The sequence below is a fragment of the Nocardia terrae genome (assembly GCF_009760405.1).
GTDB classification, from domain to species: domain Bacteria; phylum Actinomycetota; class Actinomycetes; order Mycobacteriales; family Mycobacteriaceae; genus Nocardia; species Nocardia terrae.
The window spans coordinates 73,034-96,949 of record NZ_WRPP01000011.1 but is presented as its reverse complement, the minus strand read 5'-3'; the positions used below and the strand labels follow the sequence as shown (position 1 = coordinate 96,949).

The 23,916-nt window shown below is 69.8% G+C and carries 24 protein-coding genes; 15 read left to right on the top strand and 9 right to left on the bottom strand.

Annotated features, from left to right (window positions below; all coding sequences use genetic code 11):
* The first annotated feature begins 3 nt into the window (after nt 1–3).
* The 4 genes from GPX89_RS37360 (at nt 4) to GPX89_RS37345 (ending at nt 2,194) form a co-directional block, all read left to right on the top strand.
* Nucleotides 4–546, top strand: coding sequence for a hypothetical protein (locus GPX89_RS37360; protein ID WP_157392489.1), 543 nt, complete (start codon nt 4–6; stop codon nt 544–546).
* A 148-nt stretch (nt 547–694) separates the two neighbouring features.
* Nucleotides 695–1,141: a hypothetical protein gene (locus GPX89_RS37355; RefSeq protein WP_157392488.1), complete on the top strand. Its 447-nt coding sequence runs from the start codon at nt 695–697 to the stop codon at nt 1,139–1,141.
* 33 nt (nt 1,142–1,174) lie between these two features.
* The gene (locus GPX89_RS37350) at nt 1,175–1,570 is read left to right on the top strand and encodes an NUDIX hydrolase (protein WP_328602745.1); all 396 of its coding nucleotides are present in this window, start codon (nt 1,175–1,177) and stop codon (nt 1,568–1,570) included.
* 141 nt (nt 1,571–1,711) lie between these two features.
* Complete coding sequence (locus GPX89_RS37345; RefSeq protein ID WP_157392487.1) at nt 1,712–2,194, top strand: hypothetical protein; 483 nt, start codon at nt 1,712–1,714, stop codon at nt 2,192–2,194.
* Here the strand turns inward: GPX89_RS37345 and GPX89_RS37340 are convergent.
* The gene (locus tag GPX89_RS37340; protein WP_157392486.1) at nt 2,182–3,807 is read right to left on the bottom strand and encodes an MFS transporter; all 1,626 of its coding nucleotides are present in this window, start codon (nt 3,805–3,807) and stop codon (nt 2,182–2,184) included. The two genes, GPX89_RS37345 and GPX89_RS37340, sit on opposite strands and share 13 nt — an antisense overlap.
* A 168-nt stretch (nt 3,808–3,975) precedes the next feature.
* Here GPX89_RS37340 and GPX89_RS37335 point away from each other — a divergent pair, with 168 nt between their 5' ends.
* Nucleotides 3,976–5,283, top strand: coding sequence for a TerD family protein (locus GPX89_RS37335; protein ID WP_157392633.1), 1,308 nt, complete (start codon nt 3,976–3,978; stop codon nt 5,281–5,283).
* Nucleotides 5,284–5,308: 25 nt separating this feature from the next.
* Here GPX89_RS37335 and GPX89_RS37330 read toward each other — a convergent pair whose 3' ends face one another.
* Nucleotides 5,309–5,983, bottom strand: a complete 675-nt coding sequence (locus GPX89_RS37330) for a TetR/AcrR family transcriptional regulator (RefSeq protein WP_328602744.1) — start codon at nt 5,981–5,983, stop codon at nt 5,309–5,311.
* Nucleotides 5,984–6,167: 184 nt separating this feature from the next.
* Between GPX89_RS37330 and GPX89_RS37325 the strand changes: the two genes are divergently transcribed.
* The 6 genes from GPX89_RS37325 to atzF all read left to right on the top strand — a co-directional run bounded on the left by GPX89_RS37325 (nt 6,168) and on the right by atzF (nt 13,028).
* On the top strand, nt 6,168–7,721 hold the full coding sequence (locus GPX89_RS37325) for an amino acid permease (protein ID WP_157392484.1): 1,554 nt from the start codon (nt 6,168–6,170) through the stop codon (nt 7,719–7,721).
* Between the two features lie 16 nt (nt 7,722–7,737).
* On the top strand, nt 7,738–7,896 hold the full coding sequence (locus GPX89_RS37320) for a hypothetical protein (protein WP_157392483.1): 159 nt from the start codon (nt 7,738–7,740) through the stop codon (nt 7,894–7,896).
* Nucleotides 7,897–7,898: 2 nt separating this feature from the next.
* The gene (locus GPX89_RS37315; RefSeq protein ID WP_328602743.1) at nt 7,899–8,645 is read left to right on the top strand and encodes a DUF1989 domain-containing protein; all 747 of its coding nucleotides are present in this window, start codon (nt 7,899–7,901) and stop codon (nt 8,643–8,645) included.
* A complete protein-coding gene (locus tag GPX89_RS37310) occupies nt 8,642–9,259 on the top strand; it encodes an urea amidolyase associated protein UAAP2 (protein ID WP_157392482.1) in 618 nt (205 codons plus the stop codon). Before GPX89_RS37315 ends, GPX89_RS37310 begins: the two co-directional genes overlap by 4 nt.
* 62 nt (nt 9,260–9,321) lie before the next feature.
* The gene (locus tag GPX89_RS37305; protein ID WP_235949024.1) at nt 9,322–11,268 is read left to right on the top strand and encodes a 5-oxoprolinase/urea amidolyase family protein; all 1,947 of its coding nucleotides are present in this window, start codon (nt 9,322–9,324) and stop codon (nt 11,266–11,268) included.
* 152 nt (nt 11,269–11,420) lie between these two features.
* Nucleotides 11,421–13,028, top strand: coding sequence for an allophanate hydrolase (gene atzF, locus GPX89_RS37300; RefSeq protein ID WP_157392480.1), 1,608 nt, complete (start codon nt 11,421–11,423; stop codon nt 13,026–13,028).
* A gap of 23 nt (nt 13,029–13,051) precedes the next feature.
* Here the strand turns inward: atzF and GPX89_RS37295 are convergent, their stop codons facing one another.
* Both GPX89_RS37295 and GPX89_RS37290 read right to left on the bottom strand, forming a co-directional pair.
* Nucleotides 13,052–13,894 carry a patatin-like phospholipase family protein gene (locus tag GPX89_RS37295; RefSeq protein ID WP_157392479.1) on the bottom strand — a complete coding sequence of 281 codons (843 nt, stop codon included), beginning with the start codon at nt 13,892–13,894 and terminating at the stop codon, nt 13,052–13,054.
* Between the two features lie 88 nt (nt 13,895–13,982).
* A complete protein-coding gene (locus GPX89_RS37290; RefSeq protein WP_328602742.1) occupies nt 13,983–14,456 on the bottom strand; it encodes a MarR family winged helix-turn-helix transcriptional regulator in 474 nt (157 codons plus the stop codon).
* 110 nt (nt 14,457–14,566) lie between these two features.
* Here GPX89_RS37290 and GPX89_RS37285 point away from each other — a divergent pair, with 110 nt between their 5' ends.
* Nucleotides 14,567–15,709, top strand: a complete 1,143-nt coding sequence (locus GPX89_RS37285; RefSeq protein WP_235948997.1) for a GDSL-type esterase/lipase family protein — start codon at nt 14,567–14,569, stop codon at nt 15,707–15,709.
* Here GPX89_RS37285 and GPX89_RS37280 read toward each other — a convergent pair whose 3' ends face one another.
* The 4 genes from GPX89_RS37280 to GPX89_RS37265 form a co-directional block, all read right to left on the bottom strand.
* Nucleotides 15,710–17,128 carry a vanadium-dependent haloperoxidase gene (locus tag GPX89_RS37280; protein ID WP_157392476.1) on the bottom strand — a complete coding sequence of 473 codons (1,419 nt, stop codon included), beginning with the start codon at nt 17,126–17,128 and terminating at the stop codon, nt 15,710–15,712.
* A gap of 158 nt (nt 17,129–17,286) precedes the next feature.
* Nucleotides 17,287–18,855: a hypothetical protein gene (locus tag GPX89_RS37275; RefSeq protein ID WP_157392475.1), complete on the bottom strand. Its 1,569-nt coding sequence runs from the start codon at nt 18,853–18,855 to the stop codon at nt 17,287–17,289.
* On the bottom strand, nt 18,840–19,607 hold the full coding sequence (locus GPX89_RS37270) for an ABC transporter ATP-binding protein (protein WP_157392474.1): 768 nt from the start codon (nt 19,605–19,607) through the stop codon (nt 18,840–18,842). The genes GPX89_RS37275 and GPX89_RS37270 overlap by 16 nt, the downstream gene beginning before the upstream one ends.
* An 84-nt stretch (nt 19,608–19,691) precedes the next feature.
* Complete coding sequence (locus GPX89_RS37265; protein WP_157392473.1) at nt 19,692–20,705, bottom strand: TIGR03617 family F420-dependent LLM class oxidoreductase; 1,014 nt, start codon at nt 20,703–20,705, stop codon at nt 19,692–19,694.
* Nucleotides 20,706–20,818: 113 nt separating this feature from the next.
* Between GPX89_RS37265 and GPX89_RS37260 the strand changes: the two genes are divergently transcribed.
* Together GPX89_RS37260 and GPX89_RS37255 are read left to right on the top strand one after the other, a co-directional pair.
* Nucleotides 20,819–21,559 carry an IclR family transcriptional regulator gene (locus GPX89_RS37260; protein ID WP_157392472.1) on the top strand — a complete coding sequence of 247 codons (741 nt, stop codon included), beginning with the start codon at nt 20,819–20,821 and terminating at the stop codon, nt 21,557–21,559.
* Nucleotides 21,556–22,356, top strand: a complete 801-nt coding sequence (locus GPX89_RS37255) for an enoyl-CoA hydratase/isomerase family protein (protein ID WP_157392471.1) — start codon at nt 21,556–21,558, stop codon at nt 22,354–22,356. Before GPX89_RS37260 ends, GPX89_RS37255 begins: the two co-directional genes overlap by 4 nt.
* Nucleotides 22,357–22,496: 140 nt before the next feature.
* Here the strand turns inward: GPX89_RS37255 and GPX89_RS37250 are convergent, their stop codons facing one another.
* A complete protein-coding gene (locus tag GPX89_RS37250; RefSeq protein ID WP_157392470.1) occupies nt 22,497–23,336 on the bottom strand; it encodes a hypothetical protein in 840 nt (279 codons plus the stop codon).
* An 82-nt stretch (nt 23,337–23,418) separates the two neighbouring features.
* Here GPX89_RS37250 and GPX89_RS37245 point away from each other — a divergent pair, with 82 nt between their 5' ends.
* The gene (locus tag GPX89_RS37245; RefSeq protein ID WP_157392469.1) at nt 23,419–23,871 is read left to right on the top strand and encodes a MarR family winged helix-turn-helix transcriptional regulator; all 453 of its coding nucleotides are present in this window, start codon (nt 23,419–23,421) and stop codon (nt 23,869–23,871) included.
* Nucleotides 23,872–23,916 lie beyond the last annotated feature (45 nt).

The following is a 23,916-nucleotide window of genomic DNA, read 5'->3' as shown; positions in this document are numbered from 1 at the left end:
CGGATGACGATGGTGCGGGCGGGTGTGGTGCCGGGACACCGGATGGCCGGGTATGTGGTCGTCGGGGTGCTCGTGGTGGCCTCGGTCGCCGCGGCGACGGTCGGGGTCTTCGGGTGGAATCGGGTGTTCACCGGGCTGTTCTTCGGCGCCGCCGTCACGGTCGGGGTGATGTTCGCGCTGTTCGGGCGGGACGGGGTGGAGCTGACCGAGGACGCGATCGTGCGGCGTACGCCGTGGGGGACCTCGACGGTGGCGTGGGATCGGGTGGTGGCCGGACGATTCGCGCTCGGGGAGAACGGGCGCTGGACGCTCGCGCTGGATCTCAACGGCGGTGACGAGCCGCATCGGGAGCTGGTGCTGCTGTCCGTTCCGCCGGTGGCGCGGCCCATCGGCAGCGCCTACGACATGCGCAAACGCGAGCAGGTCGACGAGATTCGAACCATACTGCGGCACAAGCGGATTCCGGTGACCATTCTCCCGGAGATCGCCGATGGCCTGCAGCGGCACTGGAAGATCGCCCCGCCGGCCCCCGGACCGCATACCTAGGGGATCACCCCGAGAGATCGGCGACCACAGGACGATGTGATCGCCGGGCCGGCGTTCCAAAATCCTTGGGGTGGCTGGTGATCGCAGCGTCCTCTGAGGAACCTCACAGCCACGGCGGATGGGACGCACAGCGGCAAGTGTGAGGGTGATGATCGTGGCGTTGAGCGTTGTGGCGGAGGACTACCGCCGGTACGGATGGACGATCGAGGCGACCGGCGACGGCGTCGACTTGATCACCGACGAGCAGATCGCGGCCATCGAACTGACCGGGTCCGTCGCAGCCGGAGTGCGCCGATACCTGCGCGCCAACAATATGTCCGGCCCCGTTCTCGAGGTCCACGGCGGGCAGCGGCGGGAGATCCATCTGGTGGTCGGCGTGGCCAAGGCCGCGCGCGCCATCGAGAGCCTGCGGGCGGCGGGCGCGATCGTGCACACCGACGGCGCGCGGGTCCCGCTGCCGCAGGGCACTCGGCCGATCGGCTGGAGTGTCATGCCGCACGAGGCCCGCTGGGTGCCGCCCGTGGTCGCTCTGGCCGCGGCCGTGCGGGCCGTCGGGGCGATGGACCGCAAGCGGCAGGCGCGAGTGGCCTGCTGATTCAGCGTGCTCGCGGATAGCTAGGGTGGACCGGTGATTCGCACCGCGGCTCTGGCTCATATCCGGGATCGGCGCATGCTGCAGACCCGGTCCACCGGCAAGACCGTCTTCTATATGGCGGGCGGCAAGATCGATCCGGGTGAGACGCCGGAGATGGCCCTGCACAGGGAGATCCACGAGGAGCTCGGCGTGGCCACCACCGCCGTCAGCGAATTGGGGGTGTTCGAGGCCGAGGCGTACGGCCACGCGCCCGGCACCCGGCTGCACATGACCTGTTTCCTCGGCGAGCTCGCCGCCGAGCCGCGGCCCTCGGGCGAGATCGCCGAACTGCGCTGGTTCACCCTCGACGAGTACGCGGCCATGGACGAGGTCGCCCCCGGATCACTGCTGGTCTTCCGCCGTCTGCACGCCCTGGACCTGATCGACTGATTCGATCCCGAGGACGAATGGGTGCTCGAGGGCCCTGTAACCACCCCCGCTATTCCTGAATGGCATCTATGCCAACCGGATCCGCGTCTGTGCGGCGCTTCGGTCCGGATTCCGGATCGCACCGAATCAAGGGTGATTGCAGTGATCAAACCGCTTACTCTGCTCGCCGCGGCCGCATTGGCCACGGGTGGTCTCGGCTTCGGAACGGTGTCCGACACCCGTTTCGAGGCCGCCTGCCTGTGGGCGGGTGAGGCGCACGCGCAGGGCTCGCAGGTGGCCGCCGGGGGCATGGCCTTCACCTGCGGAAACGATGCGGCCGGGCCGCACTGGTTCCGCGGTGGCGGGGCGGGCGCGAGCACGGTGCCCAATCCCGGCGCGAATTCGAATCCGTCGGGCCTGTTCAGCGCGGGCGCGCGGCAGCCGGGCACCGACTACGACGACTACTGCGTCGGCGACCAGCTCATCTCCGGGGTCGAGGACGTGTTCGAGGCCGTGCCGACCAGCGGCGGCCTGCTGTGGAAGTCGGCGGGTTCGGTCTCGCAGTGGACCTTCGATCCCGGTGTGGTGCAACCGAAGACGTCGACCCGTTCGACGGGCCTGTGCCACGACGGTCAGCTGCTCTGAGCGCTCGCGTCCGGTTCCCCGCGGTAGGGCCGGTTCGGGATGCGGGTGGCCGAGGCCAGCCCGATGAGCAGGAACAGTGCCGCGGCCAGCAGGGTGGTGCGGGTGGAGTCGGTGAACGCCCGGCTCAGCGCGTCCAGAACGGCTGCGGCACCGTGGTGTTCGCGCACCCCGCTGATCGCGCCACCGGCAGATTCGCGGGTGGCGGTGGCGAGGGTGTCGGCCGACGACTTGGGCAGGTCCGGCACCTTGGCCAGCCGTTTCGGCAGATCGTGCGCCAGTGCCGCGGACAGCAGCGCACCGATGAGCGCGGTGCCGAAGGCCGATCCGACCTGCCGCACGGTGGACTGGGTGGCCGACCCCTGGCCCGAATTCTGCGGCGGCACATCGGCGAGCACGGTGCCGGTGAGCTGGGCCGAGGCCATGCCGAGCCCGATGCCGTACCCGATCAGCAGCACCGCCAGCCACCAGCCGGAGATGTGCGGGGTGACGAACAGCGCGGTCAACGCCACCGCGACCGCCTCGAATCCGAGCCCGAGCTGCACCACCCGCACCGGACCGTATTTGCGCACCAGCCCCTCGGCGATCCCCGCCGCCAGGAACGCGCCGACCGCCATGGCCGCCAGCACGTATCCCGCGCCGAGCGTGGACAGCCCGAGCACGTTCACCATGAACAGCGGCAGCACGAACAGCAGGCCGAATTCGCCCAGTGCCACCATGAACGCGGTGATGTTGCCCCACCGGAAGCTGGGGATGGTGAACAGCGCGGGATCCAGCAGCGCCGAGCGCCCGATCAGCACGCGATGCTTCTCCCAGCGGATGAACAGCACCAGCGCGATCACCCCGAGCGCGAGCAGGATCGGGATGGGCGAGACGGGCGCGGAGACCGGCCAGTTCCAGCCTGCCAGCGGGAATTCCCGCAGCGGCTTCCACCAGCCGTAGGTCTGCCCCTCGATGAGCGCGAACACCAGCAGTGCGAAACCCGCTGCGCTGAGCAGGAATCCGTCCACGTCCAGGCCCGGCGCGGCCTTGCCCATGCGGGTCTCGGGCACGAACAGCACCAGCCCGATCAGCACCACCGCGCCCAGCGGCAGGTTCACCAGGAAGATCCACGGCCAGGTGAAGTAGGTGGTGAGCCAGCCGCCGAGCAGCGGGCCGATGGCCGCGACGCCGGAGATGACCGAACCCCACACCGCGAAGGCGATGATCCGGTCGCGGCCCCGGAAGATGGCGTTGACGGTGGCCAGCGTGCCCGGCATGACCCCGGCCGCGCCGATGCCCTGCACGATGCGCCCGATGATCAGCGGCCACGCGCCGTGCGCCCGCGCCGCGAGCACGCTACCGATCAGGAAGACGACCACGCCCAGGGCGAACATGGTGCGCCGCCCGAGCCGGTCGCCGAGGCGTCCGCTGGTGATCAGCAGTGCCGCCAGGACGACCGCGTAGATGCTGTTGATCCATTGCGCCTGAGTGAAATTCAGCTGCAATTTGTCGATGAGCACGGGCAGCGAGACCGAGACGATGGTGCCGTCGAGCACGACCATGGACAGGCCCAGCGCGAGTACGCCGAGCGTGATCCATTTCTTAGGACCCAGATCGAGCTGCGTTTCCGTCATCCATCGCTCCTGAACAGCCGTCCGAAGAATCCGATGTGTGCGCTAGCCATCAATGTGCCCTATGACCGTTTGACATTCTAGGTCGGGGTGACCGGCCAGCTGAACATTTGCAGACCACTTACCCCGGAACGGCGCGGGGTCGAATCGGATACGTTGGAATCTGTGTCGATGTTGAAGGGTTCCAACGTTCCGGTGGCGGTGTCCGAGGTTCGGATCGAGCTGGGGTGGCAGACGGGACCCGGGGTTCCCGACGCCGACGCCTCGGCACTGTTGTTGTCGAGCGGGCGGGTCCGCTCGGACGCCGATTTCGTCTTCTACAATCAGCAACTGCACGCCTCGGGCGCGGTCCGCCATCTCGGCAAGCAGCAGGGCACGCAGGTCGTCGACGTGCTGTCGGTGCATTTCGCGCAGGTCGAACCGCAGATCGACACGATCGTGCTGGCCGCGTCCGCCGACGGCGGCACCTTCGCCCAATTCCACGGCCTGCACGTGCGTTTGGTGGATATGTCCGGCACCGAACTGGCCCGCTTCGACAGCACCGACGCCTCTTCGGAGACCGCGTTCGTGCTGGGCGAGCTGTACCGGCGCGACGGCGGCTGGAAGTTCCGCGCGGTCGGACAGGGCTATGACACCGGATTGGCGGGCTTGGCAACGGATTTCGGCATCTCGGTGGACGAAGCGCCCGCGCCCCAGCCGGTTACGCCGCAGCCCGCGGCCCCCGAACTACAGCCCTTCGCGCCCCCGCGCCCCCCGACCCCGCCGCAGCCCATCAAGCCTCCGCCGCCGCCCACTCCCCCGCAGCCGATCGTGCCGCCCCCGCCGCCGGCGCGTGAGCCCCGCGTGAACCTGGGCAAGATCTCGCTGACCAAGGACACCCCGGCGGTCTCGCTGACCAAACAGGGCGCGACCGGCGGCATCATGCGCGTGAACCTGAACTGGTCGGTCCCAAGCTCCGGTGGCCTGTTCGGCCGCAAGCGTGCGGGCAACGGCGGACTGGACCTGGATCTGTGCGCGTTCTGGGAGCTGGCCGACGGGTCGAAGGGCGCGGTGAGCGCACTGGACACCTTCGGCAACCTGCACAAGCCCCCGTACATCGCCCTGGACCAGGACGACCGGACCGGCGGCAGCGCGGCGGGCGAGAACCTGTCCATCAACCTCGACCACACCGCCGACTTCCGCCGCATCCTGGTGTTCGCCTCGCTCTACGAGGGTGCGCAGGACTTCCGCGGCGTGCACGCCACCGCGACCCTGTACCCCCGCGATGCCCCGCCGATCGAGATGGAAGTCGGCGGCTGCCACGATGATTCGCGCGAGATGGTGCTGGCGCTGATCGAGAACATCAACGGCGAGCTGGTGGTGCGCCGCGAGGGCCGCTTCGTGCGCCCGCCGGAGGGCCGCCGCTTCTGGGGCAAGCTGGCGGTGGATCAGGCCTACGGGTGGGGCCTGAAGTGGGGCACCTCGAAGGGCAAGTCCTGAGCCCGCCGTCCGGGAATCCGGCCGGTCAGTCCTGGTCGGGCGGGAATTGTGCCGCCAATTCCAGTGCGGCCACCCGGGTTTCGACGAGTGATCCGGTCCAGCAGAGCAGTCGCAGGATGGCGTCGGGGATGAGCTGCTCGGCGTACTCGGGGGCCGCGCCCTCGTCCGAGCGCATATTGATGACCGATTCCACCAGCCGGAACGGCAGCAGTTCGGCCCCGGCCACGGCGTCCGCCCCGGCCTCGGCGATGACGGCGGCCGAGAGCGTCTCGTAGTGTCTGCGCAGCGCGTCGCGGCCCTCGCGGAATTTGGCGAACCGGTCGCTGCGCAGTTCGGGTAGTAGATACAGCGCACCCAGATTCCAGCGGCTGGCCAGCAGCTGGCTGATGTCGTACCAGGCCAGGGCGTAGAGCCGCACGGCCGCGGGTTCGGGACGGTCGGCCAGCTTGCCCGCCAGTTCCAGTGGCGTGCTGACGGTTTCGCCGAGCAGCGCGTCGAGGATGTCGTCCTTGGCGGCGAAGTGGTGGTAGAGCGAGGCCTGCCGGATGCCGACGGCGTCGGCGACCGCGCGGGTGGAGGTATTGCCGTAGCCGTGACTGGTGAACAACTCGGCGGCGGCGTCGAGGATTTCGGCGCGCGGGGTCTGGCCTGCGCGGCGGCGGGGTTCGAGTCGGGGACGGCCGGGTCCGAGTTGGGTCACGTAGTCATTCTGTCCTACCGACCGGGACGACCTGCGAGGTGAGTTTTCTGTCATTTGACAGAAATACCGGCAACCCAGAAGTTACGCCAGGCCACGCGACCGATACAACAGCGTCACCGGGTGAGCGATCGCGGACGGAAAACTTTCAATCGATAGATATTCCCCTCGCGAAAGACTCGCCGCCATGGTTGCCCCCACCGACGCCATAGTCCCCGACCACCCGCCGAGCCTCCCCGACGACAGTGCCGACCTGGCGCGCTTCGGCTACCAACCCGTCCTGCACCGCAAGCTCGGCCGCTACGCCTCCTTCGCGGCCGGATTCTCCTTCGTGTCCATCCTGACCACGATCTTCCAGTTCTTCGGCTTCGGCTATTCGTTCGGTGGCGCGGCCTTCTTCTGGACCTGGCCGATCGTGTTCGCCGGGCAGTTCCTGGTCGCCCTGAACTTCGCGGAACTGGCCGCGCGCTACCCGATCTCGGGCTGTATCTACCAGTGGTCGCGCCGCTTGGCCGGGGAGGTGATCGGCTGGTTCGCGGGCTGGATGATGATCATCGCCCAGATCGTGACCGCCGCGGCGGCCGCCATCGCGCTGCAGGTGGTGCTGCCGAGCATCTGGTCCGGCTTCCAGATCATCGGCACGAACAGCGATCTCACCTCGCACGACGGCGCCTCGAACGCGGTGCTGCTGGGCAGCGTGCTGCTGGTGCTGACCACGGTCGTGAACGTGGTGGGCATCGACTGGATGGCGCGCATCAATTCGCTGGGCGTGACCATCGAGATCATCGGCGTGTGCGCGGTGATCGCGGTGTTCTTCACCCACACCGATCGCGGGCCCGGTGTGGTCCTGCAGCACGATCAGGCCGCGCCCGGCGCGTACTGGGCCGCCTTCCTGGCCTCGGGGCTGATGGCCGCGTACGTCATGGTCGGATTCGACTCCGCCGGTGAGCTTTCCGAGGAGACCAAGAACCCGCGCCACGTCGCGCCGCGCACCATCCTGTCCGCGCTGGCCGTCTCGGCGCTGGGCGGCGGGCTCATCCTGCTGGGCGCGCTCATGGCCGCTCCGAGCCTGACCGACGGCTCGCTGGGCAGCGGCGGACTGGCGTACGTGATCGAGGCCAAGCTCTCCACCACGCCCGGCAAGGTGGTGCTGGCGTGCGTGGCGTGCGCGATCACGGTGTGCACCTTGGCGATTCAGACGGCCGGTTCGCGACTGCTGTTCTCCATGGCCCGCGATGGACGGCTGCCCTTCGCCAAGCCGCTCTCGACCGTGCATCCTCGCTTCGGCACCCCGGTGTGGCCCGCCGTGGTGATCGGTGCGCTGGGCATCGGCCTGCTGGCCCTGAACCTCGGCAACGCGGCCATTTTCGCCACGCTGGCCAGTGTCTGCATCGTCATGCTCTACCTCGCCTACCTGCTGGTCACGGTCCCGCTGCTGGTCCGCCGGATCAAGGGCTGGCCCGCCGACATCGCGGGCGACGCGGCGGGCACGAAACTGTTCGCCCTCGGCCGCTACGGCATCGCCGTCAACGCACTGGCCGTGATCTGGGGCATCGCCATGGCGGTGAACCTGGCCTGGCCCCGCCCCGAGGTCTACACCCCGACCGGCGGCGGCTGGTGGATGCTCTGGGCCGCACCGCTGTTCGTGTTGCTCACCGTGGCGGTCGGCGCGATCGTCCACCGCATCGTGACACCCGTCCGCGGTCTCGCCGAGAGCGCACCGGCAGTCCAGATCGCCTGAGCACCCGGAGATTCCGATGATCGCACCACAGCCCGACCCCCGGCTGCACGGCCGCCCCGAACTGGCCCTGCTGCTCGAGGACCTGGCGCGGCGCGGCTGGCGGCGGTGGCGCGATCACCGGACCGGCGGCGCACCCGAACAGCGGGTCAGCGACGACCCCCGAGGAACGGAGTAGTAGTGAGCACAGCGAACACCACCGGCGCGCGGGACCACGCGCGCTCCCAGGCCGCGGCGGCCGCCACCGTCGGGCCGGACCTGCCCGCGGCGGTGCCGAGCGCGAAGATCACCTTCGCCCAGCGGATTCCCGCGGGGGGATACGCGAACACGGTGCTGGCGCGCGGCACCCGGGTCCGCTTGTCCGATCCGATGGGAGCGGCTTGTGCGCATCTGCTCCTACTGCGGGCCGAATCTCCCTGGGAGCGGCTCAATGTCGCCGACACCGTGAAGGTGCCGTGGCAGGCGTACCTGGGGGTGGGGCATCCGCTGCTGTCGGATCAGGGCCGGGTGCTGGCCACCGTCGTGGCGGATTCGTCGGGCCATCACGACACCCTGTGCGGGCCTTCGCCCATGGGCCGGGAGCGACTGCGGCTGGCCGGGGTCAAGCAGGGACTGGAACCCCGCGACGTCGGGCCGACGGTGTCGTTCTTCCGGGGTGTGCGCGTGGAATCGGATGGGGCGCTGACGGTTACCGGTGGGGCCGGAGCGGGAGCCGCGATCGATCTGCTCGTGCACCTGCCGGTGACGTTGCTGCTGGCCAATGCCGAGCATCCCCTCGACGCCACACCGATCACCCCGCTCGACGTCGTGGCCTGGTCCGCGCCCGAGGAGCTGGCCCTCGCGCACAACACCGACCCGGAATACCTGCGCGCGGTGGAGAACACCGAGCAGGACTGGCACGCACGCACTCTGGAGGCCCACGCATGATCACGACCGCTCGCACCGTCGTCCTGGACGAGACCGTTCCCGCCCGGGCGCCGTGGTCGGCCGTCGTGCGGGCCGGGGAGCAGCTGGAGATCATCGACCTGCACGGCAATCAGGCCGTGGACTGCCTGCTCTACAACGCCGCCGATCACACCGACCGGTACAGCGCGCAGGCGACGATCACCGCGCAGCGCACTATCTTCCTGACCACCGGCAGCGTGCTGCGCACCGACGCCGGGAACGCGCTCATGACCGTGGTCGCCGACGAGGTCGGCAATCACGACACCGTGGCGGGCGCGTGCTCGCAGGAGTCGAATACGCTGCGCTACGGGCACCACACCCGCCATCAGCACGCCTGCGTCGAGAACTTCCTGGCGGAGGGCCTGAAGTGGGGGCTGGGCAAGCGTGATCTGGTGTCGAACATCAACTGGTTCATGAACGTTCCGGTCGAGGCCGACGGCACGCTCGGCATCGTGGACGGGCTCTCCGCGCCGGGGAAGAAGATCACGCTGCGGGCCGAGACCGACACCCTGGTCCTGGTGTCGAACTGTCCGCAGATCAACAACCCCTGCAACGGTTTCGACCCGACGCCGGTCCGCATGGTGGTGACCCGATGACGGCCGTGCTGCCCGAACTCGAAACGGTCGAGAACACTTCTCCCGCCGCGACTTTCCAGGTGATGCGGCCGGGAATGCAGACCACCGTGCAGGATTGGCCGGGCCGGATCGGCTACTGGCATGTGGGCGTGCCGCCGTCGGGCCCGATGGACGATCTGTCGTTCCGGCTGGGCAATCGGGCGCTCGGGAATCCGGAGGGCGCGGCCGGGCTGGAGTGCACGCTGGGTGGCCCGGCCCTGCGCTTCGAGACCGCGACCTGGGTCTGCGTGACGGGCGCACCGGTGCCGGTCACCGTGAACGGCCGCGCGGTGCGACAGTGGCGCAGCGTGCCGGTGCCGGCGGGCGGCGTTCTCGATATCGGAATGGTGCGCGGACCCGGGATGCGCTGCTACATCCTGGTCGCGGGCGGCCTCGAGATACCCGAATACCTCGGCAGCCGAGCGACTTTCACGCTCGGCAAGTTCGGCGGCGGCACCGGCCGGGCACTGGCGGCCGGTGACGAATTCACGCTCGGGACGCCCGGACGGGTGACCGCCGGGGTGACCGGCGACAATCAACCCGTCCTGACCCGCAGGTGGGAGCTGGCGGTCACCGAGGGCCCGCACGGTGCGCCGGAGTTCTTCACCCGCACCGATTTCGACACCATTGTGGGCACCGACTACGAGGTGCACTTCAACTCCGACCGGACCGGGGTGCGCCTGATCGGGCCGAAGCCGCAGTGGGCGCGGCTCGACGGCGGTGAGGCGGGCCTGCATCCGTCGAACATCCACGACACCGCGTATTCGGTTGGCGCACTGGACTTCACCGGGGACACCCCGATCCTGCTCGGTCCGGACGGGCCGAGCCTGGGCGGGTTCGTCTGCCCGGTCACCGTGGTCGCGGCCGACCGCTGGAAGCTGGGTCAGCTCACGCCCGGCGACAAGGTGCGCTTCGTGCCGGTGCGGGCGGACCGCGCGGCCTCGCTGCGCGAACTCGGGGCCGAGCGCCGCGCGGCCTGGCCCGTGGTGCTGTCCACGGGCGGCGACGGTGACGACGGCGTGCTCGCCCGCCGCGACGGCGCGGACACCTCGGTCACCTACCGCCGCGCGGGAAATGACGGCCTGCTCGTCGAATACGGCGACATGACACTGGATCTGGAGCTGCGCGCCCGCGTGCACGCCTTGCACCGGGCGCTGCTGGAACGGTCGACGCCGGGTATCACCGAGCTGACGCCGGGCGTGCGCTCGCTGCAGGTGCGCAACGACCCCGACCGCCTGCCCACCCGCAAGCTCCTGGACCTGCTGGCCGAGGTGGAGGCCGAACTGCCATCCGCCGACGAACTGGTGGTCCCCAGCCGCACGGTCCGACTGCCGCTGTCCTGGGACGACCCGTCCACCCGGGAGGCGATCACCCGCTACATGCACGGCGTGCGCGCCGACGCCCCGTGGTGCCCGTGGAACATCGAGTTCATCCGCCGGATGAACGGATTGTCCTCCGTGGACGAGGTTTTCGACACCGTCTTCGCCGCCGAATACCTCGTCCTCGGCCTCGGCGACGTCTACCTCGGCGCACCCGTCGCCACCCCGACCGACCCGCGGCACCGCCTGGTCACCACCAAGTACAACCCCGCCCGCACCTGGACCCCCGAGAACGCGGTCGGCATCGGCGGCGCGTACCTGTGCATCTACGGCATGGAGGGCCCCGGCGGCTACCAGTTCGTCGGCCGCACCACCCAGGTCTGGGACCACCGCTCGGCGGGCATCGGCGAAGACCCGTGGCTACTGCGCTATTTCGACCGCATCAGCTGGTACCCGGTGAGCGCCGAAGAACTCCTGGACCTGCGCGCCGACACCGCCGCCGGTCGCGGCACCCTGCTCGCCGAGGACGGCGAATTCCGGCTCGTCGACTACCGGAAGTTCCTGTCCGACAATGCCGCATCCATCGCCGACTTCCGCGCCCGCCAGGCTGAAGCCTTCACCGCCGAACGCCATTCGTGGCGTGAGGCGGGCGAGCTCGCCGAAACGCCCTGAGCGCGTACGGCCGCGACCACCGCCGATCCGGCAGATCCTCGGCCGGAATTTCACGAACAGTACGTGGATCCCGGCCGACGGCCCTCCGGGACGACGCCGCGCCGTCGCCGACGCGTAACTCACGCCAAGTCTTCTGATCGAGGAGTACTCACATGACCGTGTGGATCCATCGCCGTGCCGACGACGACGTGGACGCCGAAATCCTTGGAGCAGCCGGTTCTTTGGCCGGACTGCGGCTGGCCGTCAAGGACAACGTGGATGTCGCGGGACTGCCGACCACCGCGGGCTGTCCCGACTACGCGCACGTCCCGGAGCGGGACGCCCCCGCGGTCGCGGCGCTGCGCGCGGCCGGGGCGGTGGTGGTCGGCAAGACCAATCTCGATCAGTTCGCCACCGGCCTGGTCGGCACCCGCTCGCCCTACGGGGTGGTCGAGAACGTGCTGCGGCCCGGATACGTCTCGGGCGGTTCGAGTTCCGGCTCGGCCGCGGCGGCGGCGAGGGGCGAGGTGGATATCGCCATCGGCACCGATACCGCCGGTTCCGGGCGTGTCCCGGCGGCGTTTCACGGGCTGGTCGGGATCAAGCCCACCATCGGCGTGGTCTCGACCGGCGGAGTGGTGCCCGCCTGCCGCTCCTACGACTGCGTGACCATCTTCGCGCGGGATCTCGGCACGGCGAGCCGGGCCATGGGCGTGATGGCCGCCGGTGCGCGCGGCCGTGCGTGGCCCGCCGACACCCGGCTGGCCGCACCGCCGCAGCCCGTCGTCGCCGTGTTCAGCGAGCTTCCCGACCTGGAACCGGAGTGGCGCAAGGCATTCGAACGCACCGTCGCCGCAGTGCGCGAGCAGGGCGCGACCATTGTCGAAGTCGATCCCACCCCCTTCCTGGCCGCCGCCGAGCTCCTCTACAACGGCGCGCTGGTCGCCGAACGCTATTCGGCGGTAGGCGAATTCGTCGATGCCCACCCCGAATCCGTCGATCCCACGGTCGGTTCCATCATCCGGGCGGCCCGGGATCTGCCCGCCCACCGGCTGGTCACCGACCTGGCGGCGCTGGAACGGCTGCGTGCCACCGCCATGGCGAGCCTGGCCGGTGCGGACGTATTGCTGACCCCGACCACGCCGACCCACCCGACCATCGCCGAGGTCGCCGCCGACCCGATCACGGTCAACTCCCGATTGGGCACCTACACGAACTTCTGCAATCTCTTCGACCTGTGCGCGGTCGCTGTCCCCACGGACACACCGTATTTCGGCGTGACTGTGCTCGCGCGGGCCTTCGAGGACGCCGTCGCCCTCGACGTCGCCGCGCTCATCACCGGCACCGAACTCGAGGAACCCGCCTGGCCCGCGACCGTCGCGCCGGTCACCGATCTGATCGTCTTCGGCGCGCACCTGCGCGGCCAGCCCCTCGAACACCAGCTGACCGAACTCGGCGCGCGCTGGTCCGGACCCGTCGAGACCGCTCCGCGCTACCGGCTGGCCGCACTGGACACCGTGCCGCCCAAACCGGCGGTAACCCCGGTCACCACAATGGAATCCGGTGTCGAGGTGGCCGGGGAACGCTGGCTGCTCTCCCCCGCCGCCCTGGGCCGCTTCCTGGCGAACCTGCCCGCCCCGATGCAGCTCGGGGCCGTCGAACTCTCCGACGGCACCTGGCACACCGGCTTCGGCTGCACCGGAGCCGCCGCCGAATCCGCCAAGGACATCAGCGAATACGGCGGCTGGCGTGCGGCACTCGCGGCCGGGGCGGTCGGCTGACGACCGGTTCCCCTGAGCGCGGCTCAGTCCTTCCAGAGCGCGGCAACCCGAGCCGCGTCCGCCTTCGCCTGGGCGCGGCCGGCTTCCAGCGACGGCACCCGGGTCGCGGTGTCGAGCGGATTGGCCCCGAAAGCGGCGACCGATGCCTCGTCCGGGACGATCACCTCGACCCGCGCGCCACCGGCAACCAGACCAGCCACCTGGGTCTCGAGGTTCTCGTCCGGCATGGGCGCGATCACCAGGACCCTGGCGTAGCCCGCCGCCAGGTCGGCATTGACCGAGGTCCGCACGCCGCCATCGGTGTAGCGGGCGCCATCGAGGGTGACACACGGCCACACCATGGGCACCGCGGAGCTGGCGGCGACCGCGTTGACCAGGCTGATGCCGGAGTTCCGGTCCAGCACCCGCGATTCGCCGGTCTCGGCGTTCACCGTGGTCACCCGCAGATCCCGCTCCGGCCACTCGTGCACCGGCAGCCGGGTCTCGATCACCGCCAGCCGGTCGGCTTCGGCCACCGTCTCGGCGGACAGCGCCAGCGCACCGACACGCCGCTGTCGAGCCTCCGGATCTCCTTGCGTCTCCTCGAGAATCGCCGTGAAGACCTCCCATAGTCCGGCGATCTTGTCCATCGACGGCACGATCTCCCGGCTCTGCACCTCCGGATCCACCTGCCGCCGCACCAGTTCCGCGATCGGCAGGCCGCTACCCAGCTGCGCCGCCACATTCGACCCGGCCGAGGTGCCCAGTAGCAGATCCGCCCCGGTGACATCCACGCCCGCGTCCGCCAGTCCGGCGACAACACCCGTGGCCCAGGAGATCCCGGCCACCCCACCGCCGCCGATCACCAGCGCGCGTTCGGTCGTCATACCCGTTTCCCACTTTCTCACCGCTCGAAAGACACCCTGCGGTCTGCAAACTACCGGCCGAACGACCGCAACGAGGGGCGAGCGGAATTCATTCCGTCACCTGCGTGGCTTCGGGATTGGTGGCGTCGCGGATGATGCGCAGGCTCGCGGTCAGCTCATCGAGCTGCTGCGGGGTGAGCAGGCCGATGAACCAGCGGTCGATGCCTTCCAGGTAGGCGGGCAGCACGCGGGCCACGCGGGTCGCCCCCGCGGCGGTGAGCACCGCGTAGGAACTGCGGCGGTCGCGTGGATCGGCCTCGCGCCGTACCAGCCCGTTGCGCTCCAGGCGATCCACCAGGCGGGTGACGCCGCTGGTGGACAGGTCCGTCTGGCTGGCGAGGTCGGTCATGCGGAGTTTGCGGCCGGACGAACGGCTCAGGCGCATCAGGGCGTTCATGTCGAGACCGGAAAGCCCATGACGTTTCCAGGTCTCCTCCAGCCGGGCGAGGAGCCCGTGGTGCGCCTCGTACAGCAGCCCGACAGCGGTCAGGCGGGGGTCGTCGAAGAGTTGCTTGGGATCCACGGTGAGCAGCCTAAACCAGGCGTTTTCGATGGGGATAGTTGACACGCGGAACATTTCCGATATCTTGTTGTCAGCGCAATATTCCGCAGTGCAACTAAATGGAGGTTCCGATGACTACGCAGCGCTGGGCGGCGGGTTACCGTGCGCCGCTGGTGAATCCGGCCGAGGCGATCAAGCTGGCCGAGCCGCGCGCCTTCGCCGACGAGACCGTCCGGCAGGTGGTGCGGGTGGCCGGGGGCGGCTCGCGGGTGCGGGTGCGGCTGACCAATCGGTACGGCGCGCAGGACCTGGCGATCGGCGCGGTCCGGATCGCGGTGCGCAAGTCCGGCGGCGAGATCGTGCCCGAGACCGATACCGAAGTGCGGTTCGGCGGGTCGGCGTCGACGCGCGTTCCCGCCGGAGCCGACGCGGTCGGTGACCCGGTGGACTTCGCCGTCGAGGCGGGTACCGAACTGGCGGTCAGCGTGTACCTGCCGGAATCGGCGCTGCCGGCCTTCGCGCAGATGCCGATCGAGAGCAGCTGGATCGGCGCCGGCGATCGGACGGGCGACGCTGCACCGTCCGATGCCGAGGAGACCGCCGCACGGTTTCTCCTCACCGGAATCGACGTCGCTGTCGATTCCACATCCTCCGACGCCGGGGCTCCGGTGCTGGTGGCCTTCGGCGACTCGTGGTTCGAGGGCGTGGGTTCCACCCATGGCGCGAACCGGCGTTCGGTCGATGTGCTCAATGAGCGACTGGCCACCGGATGGGCGGTCAATCAGGGCATCAGCGGAAACCGGTTGCTGGACGACGAGATCGGCGAGCACGGCCTGGCCCGGTTCGAGCGGGACGTGCTGTCGGTGCCGGGCGTCGCGGCGGTGTGGGCCAACTTCGGCATCAACGACCTGATCCTGGCCGGCACCGCGAGTGCCGAGCGGCTCATCGCGGGTTTCACCGCGCTGGCCGAGCGGGCGCACGCGGCCGGGCTGCCGATCTACGCGAACACCATCGGGCCGTTCGGCGGGGCGATCTATCCGGGTCTGTCCGTCGCCGAGGGCATTCCGGTGCGGTGGGCGGTCAACGAATGGCTGCGCACCACCGACGTGTTCGACGCGGTCTTCGATGTGGCCGCGGCGGTGGCGGATCCGGCGGACCGCGATCGCATCCGCCCCGATCTCGACTGCGGCGACGGCATGCACCTCAACGACGTCGGGGCCCGGATCATGGCCGAGACGGTGGATCTCACCGCGCTGCCCGCATCGTTCCGCTGATCACGGCAGCCGCGGCCCGGCTGCCTGGTCCTGCCGTAATCCGCTGGCCCACAGGTCATCCGCGACATCGCGGCCCAGCCTGACGCCACCGACGTTCTGGGACAGATCCATGTGCCCGGCCAGGTCGGTGGCGAAGGCGTCGAAGGGCCAGTGCACGCCGAGGAAAACCCGGGCGCGGGCGTTCTCCTCCATCATCTGCCACAGGCCGCCCGTGAAACGCCGGACATGGCGGGGACGCACCACCCCGCGATTGTCGGTGCTGTGCCCGTCGAGCTCCTCGGAGACGAAACCCATTCCGTCGGTGAGGATGTCGGGTCCGTCGGCGGCGACGTCGTAGTAGCGGCGGATGGTCTGGAAGGCCGCGCCGCCGAGGGCCGCGTGCGCGGAGGGGTAGGAGGGATAGGGCGGGGTGAGGTTGCCCGCGATCTCGTTGCTGCGGGGCACGCCGAGGGGCAGCCAGCCCGGGTCGCAGTCGCCGTCGAGTCCGTTGCCCGGCACGGCCTCCGGCCCCATGGCCGGGTCGTATTCACGGATGCCGAGGATGGGCCGCCACAGGTTGTGCCGGTACTTGTCGTCCCAGCACAGGATCGCCGCGTCGGCGATGGCGACATTGACCAGGGCGAACAGCCGGGCGTTCTGTTCCACGTCATTGCCGCGGGCGACGGCGATCTCACGGGTGACGAGGTTGTAGTGCCGCGGCGGGCTGCCCAGCCGTTTCGCGCCGTCGTAGGCCCAGTACACCGCGCGCAGGGTCTCGTCGGCGGTGCGGGCCGCCATCCCCGCGGGCAGGCCCGCGACCGCCTCGGCGGCAATGCCTTTGGCCCGGACCTCGCGCAGGGCCGCCAGGTAGCGGGGGTCGTTGTCCTTGGGCGGCGGGTCGAGGGTGTAGCGGCTGGTGACCCCGAAGCAGCGGGAACGGGCGCCGTAGTGCGGTGCGTAGTAACCCTGTTTCGGGTTGGCCGGGTCGGGGCGGTGGTTGGGCGGGGCGGTGTCGGGCACATAGTCGGCGTCGCCGAGGCTCGGATCGCCGGCGCGGGCCTCGAGCACCGCGCGGCCCACGGCCTGGCCGTGGGTGCTGCCGCGACCCGTGCCGGGTCCGCGTAATCCGGCCTCGCGCAGGGCCTTGTCGAATCGCGCCGTCTGCGCGGGGTAGAGCGCGGACAGGGTGGTGTGCGCGGCCACCGCGATGGCCGCGTCGGGGGCCGCGCCGTTGGCGGCCACCGGCGGGCTGGTCAGCCACGTGCCGTGCGGTGCACCGAAGATACTGAAGATGGCATCGTGCATGGCCAGGTGCACCACGGCCAACGCACGAGAACTGCCGGCCGGACCGCGTGACCCGCGTTCCACGGGCTTGATCTCGGTGTGCGCCATGCGATCCGACTCCAGCGCCACCGTATTCCAATACAGGATCTGATCCACTTTCGCTGTCTCCCAGAAGATTCGAGAACTGCGCTCGCGGGATTCAGAATGAGCCTCGCATCGGGAGAAGTCCGCAGTAGTGCGCTACCCGAATTCCGGACGGAGATCGACCTACGTCCGAGTAGCGCGCCGGCGCGCCGGCGTGATCCGATACCGGCTCAGCGCGGCTTGACCTCGGCCAGCAGCTCGGGACCGCGGGTCTCCAACCGGGTGGTCGCCCAGCGGATTCCGAGGGCCGCGCCGAGGCCGCCGAGCACCACACCGATCGGGACGGCCGCCCACTGCAGCGGCGAATTGTGCAGGCCCGCACCGACTCCCAGCATCACCAGCACCGGAGCCGCCACCAGCAACTGCACCAGGCCGACGCTCAGCTGCATGAGGATCTTCATACAGCCCGGGTTGCCCGAGCCCGCGAAGGGATTGCCGCGCTGCGGCGGCAGCGCGAAGGCCGCGTGCGTGGACAGGAACAGCACGCTGCCCGCACCCACTCCGAGCAGCACCGGAAGTATCGCCAGCGCCCACGGATACAGATAGGCACGGCCGAGCGCGCCGGGCAGGATCAGCGTGGCCAGCACGGCGAGCGGCGCGACCAGCAGCAGCCAGGCATAGGCCCGGCCGCGCACGTCCGCGCGTTCCGCGCCGGGCGTCACCAGCGTTTGCCAGACCGCGGTGCCGTCGAATCCGTACAGGTTGGTGCTCGACATGGTGGCCAGCCAGATCACGAAAGCGCCCGAGAACGGGATGGTTCCGCTACCCCCCGAGCGCACGGACAGGAAGATCGGCAGCACGAAGCCGATGAGCAGCAGCGGCAGCAGGGCCGCGCGACGGCGGCCGTCACGCCACCAGGTGCGCAGTTCCTTGGTGACCACCGCGCCCACCGGGGTGGCCGGGATATAGCGATCCAGCAGGCCGCCACCGGTGTCCACGATCTGTCCCGCCGGGGCGGGCGGGGTGGTGAGCCGCCGCTCCAGCAATACGGCCCAGCCCTGGAACAGCACGAAGGCGAGTACCACCAGGCCGAGCAGCGGCAGCAGGGCCAGCAGGTAGTTGCCGCGGGACGCGGCGTCGACAGCGTAGGGCGCCCAGCCCGACGGCACCGCGCGCAGGGCCACCGACGCCGGGCCGTCGTCTTTCTCCAGTTTCGGCCCGATCGCCGAAACCAGCAGGTTCAGTGGGTAATACGACAATCCGATGAGGGCCGTGAGCAACACGCCCAGGTCCTTGCCGCGCCGCGAGCGCATGGCCGCGCCCAGCCAGGCCACCACCACCCGCGACAGCAGCACCACGAAGACCACCTGGAGCACCGCGGCCACGGCCGCGATCGCCATGGCGCCCAAGCCGATCGGGGCGGCCAGCAGCACCAGGCCGCCGAACGCGATCAGGTTCACGATCGGGGCGGCGCCCACGAAGGCCGTCGCGGCGAGACCGTAGGCGAGTTGCCGAGTCGTCAACGGCAGCAAGCGGAATTGCTCGGGTTGCAGCGTCTCGTCGCTGCTGCCGGTGAGCACCGGACCGCAGATCCAGCCGAGGGTCCAGGCCGCGAACAAGGCCGCCGCGACCGTCACGCCGCCGTGCACGGTGTCGTGGGCGGTGGCGATGAGCATCACGGTCACGCCCGCGGCGATCACTCCGAAGCAGGTGCCGAGCCAGAAGCTCAGCGCCGCACGGCCGCCGCGCATATTGCGCCGCATGAGGGTCAGGCGCATGCGGATCAGGACGCCAACCACGACAGCCCCTCCTCGCCGCCGACGCGGCCGCCGACGAGCCGGACGAACGCCTCTTCGAGGGTGCCGTCCCCGCGGACCTCGGCGAGGGTGCCGCCCGCGACGACGCGGCCCCGATTGATCACGGCCACCCGGTCGCAGATGGTTTCGACCAGGGCCATGACGTGGCTGGACAGCACCACCGAGCCGCCGGCCGCCACGAATCGCTGCAGGATGGTGCGAATGGTTCCGGCCGAGACCGGGTCCACCGCCTCGAACGGCTCGTCCAGCACCAGCAGCTTCGGGGCGTGCAGCAGGGCGGTGGCCAGGCCGATCTTCTTGCGCATACCGGCCGAATAGTCCACCACCACGGTGTTTTCCGCGTCGTTGAGCTCGAGCACGTTCAGCAGTTCGTCGGCGCGGCCGACCACGGTCGCCTTGTCCATGCCGCGCAGCAGGCCGGTGAAGTTGAGCAGCTCGCGGCCGGTGAGCCGCTCGGGCAGGGCCAGGCCGTCGGGCAGCACGCCGACCGCGGCCTTGGCGCGCGCCGGGTCCGACCAGACCTCGGTGCCGAAGATGCGCGCGATCCCGTGGTCGGGGCGCAGCAGGCCCACGGCCATCGACAGGGTGGTGGTCTTGCCCGCGCCGTTCGGGCCGACCAGTCCGAAGAACGAGCCGGGCGGCACGGTGAGGCTCACTCCCTCCACCACCCATGGCCCCCCGAACTTCTTGTACAGCCCATCCAGCTCGAGTGCAGATTGCCCGTTGGTCGTCATTGCCCCTCCTTGGAGCCTTCCGGTGGCCCAACGCCCACGATACGTGTGAAGCCGCTGTTCACAGACTTATCGCCGCGTGCGTTGTCACCGCAACGCATGGAGGGCACGGGCCAGGTCGGCGAGATGTTCACCGGCGGGCGTGTAGCCGGGGAAATAGACGCACACGCGGTCGGCCTCCCCGCCGAATCTGGCCTCGATCTCGTGGGCGCAGTCCTCGGGTGTGCCGACGACCGCGAAGGTCGACAGCGTCTCGTCGTCGATGTGGGCGGCCATCTCCGCGAAGGCGGAGCGTTTGGCGAGGGCATCGAGCACGGGTTGCAGGTGCGCGTGGCCTTCGATGTCGAGGACGGGGAGGTAGGCGGGAGTGGAGGCGTAGAAGGCGAGGAGAGCGCGGACTCCGGCCCGCGCCCGGTCGACTTCGGCCGGGGTGCGGCCCAGGGCTGCCATGACCTGCGGGACGACGGTGAAATCCGCGCGGTCTCGGCCCGCGCGGGCGAGGCCGTCCCGCACCGCGGGCAGGGTGCGCTCGCGGAAATGCCGGGCGCTGTTGAAGGGCATGACCAGCAGTCCGTCGGCGGTCGCGGCGGCGGTCCGGGTCATGATCGGGCCGAGCGCGCCCATCAGGACGGGCGGGACGCCGTACGGGTTGGGGCCCGGGTCGAAGGTGGGCGGCATGAGCGTGTGGCGGGTGAATTCGCCGCGGAAGTTCAACGGCTCGCCGGTCTGCCAGGCGTCCAGGATCGTCTTGACCGCGCGGACGAATTCGCCCATGCGGGCGGCCGGGCGGGACCAGGGGGTGCCGTAGCGGTGTTCGATGTGCGGGCGGATCTGGGATCCGAGGCCCAGGCGGAATCGGCCGCGGCTCAGGTGGTGCAGGTCGTAGGCGGCGTGGGCGGCGTGCAAGGGGCTGCGGGGCAGGGCTACGGCCACATTGGTCATCAGGTCCAGCTCGGCGGTGGGTGCGACGGCCGCGAGCGGGACGAAGACATCGTGGGAGCCTTCGAAGGTGAACAGGCCGTCGAGGCCGAGGGCGGCGAATTCGGCTGCGCGGGTGCGGAGTTGGTCCGGGGGCGCGTCGAGTTGAACGTCGAGGAGCATGGGCCCTGCTCTATCAGCCGGTGCGGCGCGGCGGTGCCGACCGTTCCGGCCAATGGAATCGGGGGTATCGACCGGACCGGTGCCGGAGGTTAGCTTCGGCTCGGAGGTATGCGATGCAGAGCAGAGAGAACACGCCGGGCCGGCCGTCGATGATCGAGCGCATGACCCAGGTGCTCGACGTCTTCGGCGCCGAGACCGCACCCGTCGGGCTCGACGCGGTGGCGGCGGCGACCGGGCTGCCCCGGACCACCGCGTATCGCATCATTCGCGAACTGGTGCGGCTCGAGTGGCTCGAACCCGATTGCGGTGGACATCGACTCGGCCGGCGGGCCTTCGATCTGACCGCGCGGCAACCCGAATGCGCGGAGTTGCGGGCGGCGGCGGGGCCGGGGCTGCTGGCGCTGCACCGGAGCACCGGGGTGGGCGCGCATCTGGGCGTGCTGGAGGGTCGCCGAATCCGCTACCTGGACAAGGTCGGAACGACATCGGCGGTGCCGCCGCTGTCCGGGGTCCGCATCGCGGCGGATCGGACCGCGCCGGGATGGGCGGTGCTCGCCACCATGGGACCCGAGCGCGTCGACGCGCTCTTCACCACCCGTCGGCCGGATCATCTGCGGCAACTGCACAGTCGCCTGCACCGGACTCGCACTCGGCACGGATTGGCGGTGAGCGAGGCGGATCGCTGCCCGATGCGGATCGTCAGCATCGCCGCGCCCGTCCTTCACCCCGACGGTGCTGTGCTGGGGGCGATCTCGGCGACGGGACCCGGCCTGCGCGTCGACCGCCTCGGCCCCCTGGTATTGGCCGCCGCCCGCCGCACCACCGAAGCCCTGCGCGCGCGGGACGCCCGATGACCGACTACCGCACTCTGAATGTCGAAGTCTCCGAACGCATTGCCACCATCACCCTGGACCGCCCCGAGCGCCGCAATGCCTTCACCCGCGAGATGGGCGCGGAGCTCTCCCACGCCTACCGCGCCTGCGATGCCGACGACGACGTGCGGGTGCTCATCCTGACCGGCCGTCCGCCCGCCTTCTGCGCGGGCGCGGACCTCTCCTCGGGTGACGAGACGTTCACCGATCCGCACACCGATTTCAGTGCCGCGGGCGTCAACCCGCCCGCCTGGCGTCTCCGCAAACCGGTCCTCGCCGCCGTCAACGGCCACGCCATCGGAATCGGCCTGACCCTGGCCCTGCAATGCGACCTCCGCATCATGGCCTCCGACGCCAAATACGCCATCCCCCAAGTCCGCCGGGGCATGATCGGCGACGCCTACTCCCACTGGACCCTCCCCCGCCTCATCGGCATCTCCCGAGCCGCCCAATTACTCCTCACCGGAACGACATTCACCGGCTCCCAGGCCACGGACTGGGGACTGTGCCTTCAATCCCTCCCCGGCGATCAGGTCCTCGCCGCCACCCACGCCCTGGCTCGCGACATCGCCGTGAACACCGCTCCCCTCTCGATCGCAGCCTCGAAACGCCTCCTGTGGTCCACCTTCGAACGCGACGCCGCCCACATCGGCGCCTCCGAAACCGACCTCCACCTGATCTTGATGGCACAGGACGACGCGAAAGAAGGAGTCCGCGCCTACCTCGACCACCGCGCCCCGGCCTGGACCGGCAGCCCCAGCGCTCTCCCCGAGGAGTAATCGACGCCCGCTCAATATCGTTGATACACAACGCCACCCGGTGATACACCATCACCGGACATTCGTCGTGACGGAGGTGCGCCATGGCCACCGAGCAGCAGCAGCGTTATCGAGACCGCCTGATGTTGTAGCGGCTGGGCTCAGCGCCGGAGCAGATCCCCGGATGCGCTGAAGCGGGTTCCGGTGAGGTCGGTGCCGTACATCGCCGAGAGCTGACGGTGTCCGTCGGTGACGATCGTCCAATAGCTCAGCGTCACAGCGGCATTCGCAAGGGTGCAGGTTTGGGCGGGCGGGTCGAGCTTGGCGGTGTCGCCGCGGGCGACGAGGGTCCAGTCGCACCCGTCGTCGGTGTGCGCGGTGACCCGGTCGTCGTAGTCGGGGGTGATGCTGACCGCACCGGTCAGGGGTTTGGGCGCGCCTCCTGCCGCCAGGCGTGTGTTCGCACCAGACCCGAGGTCGGGGGCACCGTAGGCCCAGGTGCCCTGGAATGCCTTGGCAGCCTTGGGATCATCCTCGGCGGCACGCGTTCGGGCACCGCGGGACAGGTCGAACTCGTAGTCGCGGTCTTCATGGTGGCTGACGGCCTTGATGGATTCGGTCTCGTGGCCGCCGGAGACGTGAACCGTCCATTCGGTCATGGTGTAGGCGTATCCCGCGGTCGGGTTGTAGCAGGTCTGTCCGGGTGATGCGAGTGCGAGACCGGTTGCGGTGACCGCGAATTGCCACGTGCATCCGACATCGGTGCGGCCGACGATCCGGTCGGGCCCGGCGGCGGTGAACACGATGTCACCGATCTGCGGGCCCCGCACGCCGTCACCGATGTTCATGATGGCGATATTGGTCATGGTGGCCGCGTCGGGCAGGTCGTAATTCCAACGGCCCTGGTACATCTCGGCGGCGGTCACGGTGTGGTTCGATCCGCAGGCGGTGGCGAGCGCCGCGGCGAGTACGAGCAGAAGCGGGGTCGAATGACGCACCATCGCCATTCCTCTCGATAAGCTGATGTCAAGGAAATCTAATTACTAGGATTCCTAGTTATCAGGATGCCGAGAGGACTGCGGGATGTCAACGGAGAAGGCGCATTTGATCGACGCCGTGCTGGCCGGAGTCGGCCGCACCGCCGAGCTCGGCATGCGAATGAACCAGCAGGCCGCAAGCCGCCTGGGCATCAACCCCACCGACATGCAGGTCCTGCAACTACTCCAAGCTCGCCCCCGCACCGCAGGCGACCTGGCCCGCCTCACCGGCCTGACCACCGCCTCCATGACGGGCCTCATCGACCGCCTCGAAAAAGCCACCCTGGTCCGCCGAGAACGCGACACCACCGACCGCCGCCGAGTCCTCATCCACCTCGACGAAACCCGAGCCCGCTCCGACATAGCCCCCATCTACGGCCCCCTCTTGGGCACCTGGCGTCGCGAGATCTCCACCTACACAACAGCCGAACTGACCCTGATCACCGACTTCCTCACCCGCATCGAGAAAGGCTTCACCACCGAACTCGACCCGTCGTAGCCGCGGCCACCCGCCGGTGACGAACGGTTGTTCGCCACCGGCGAG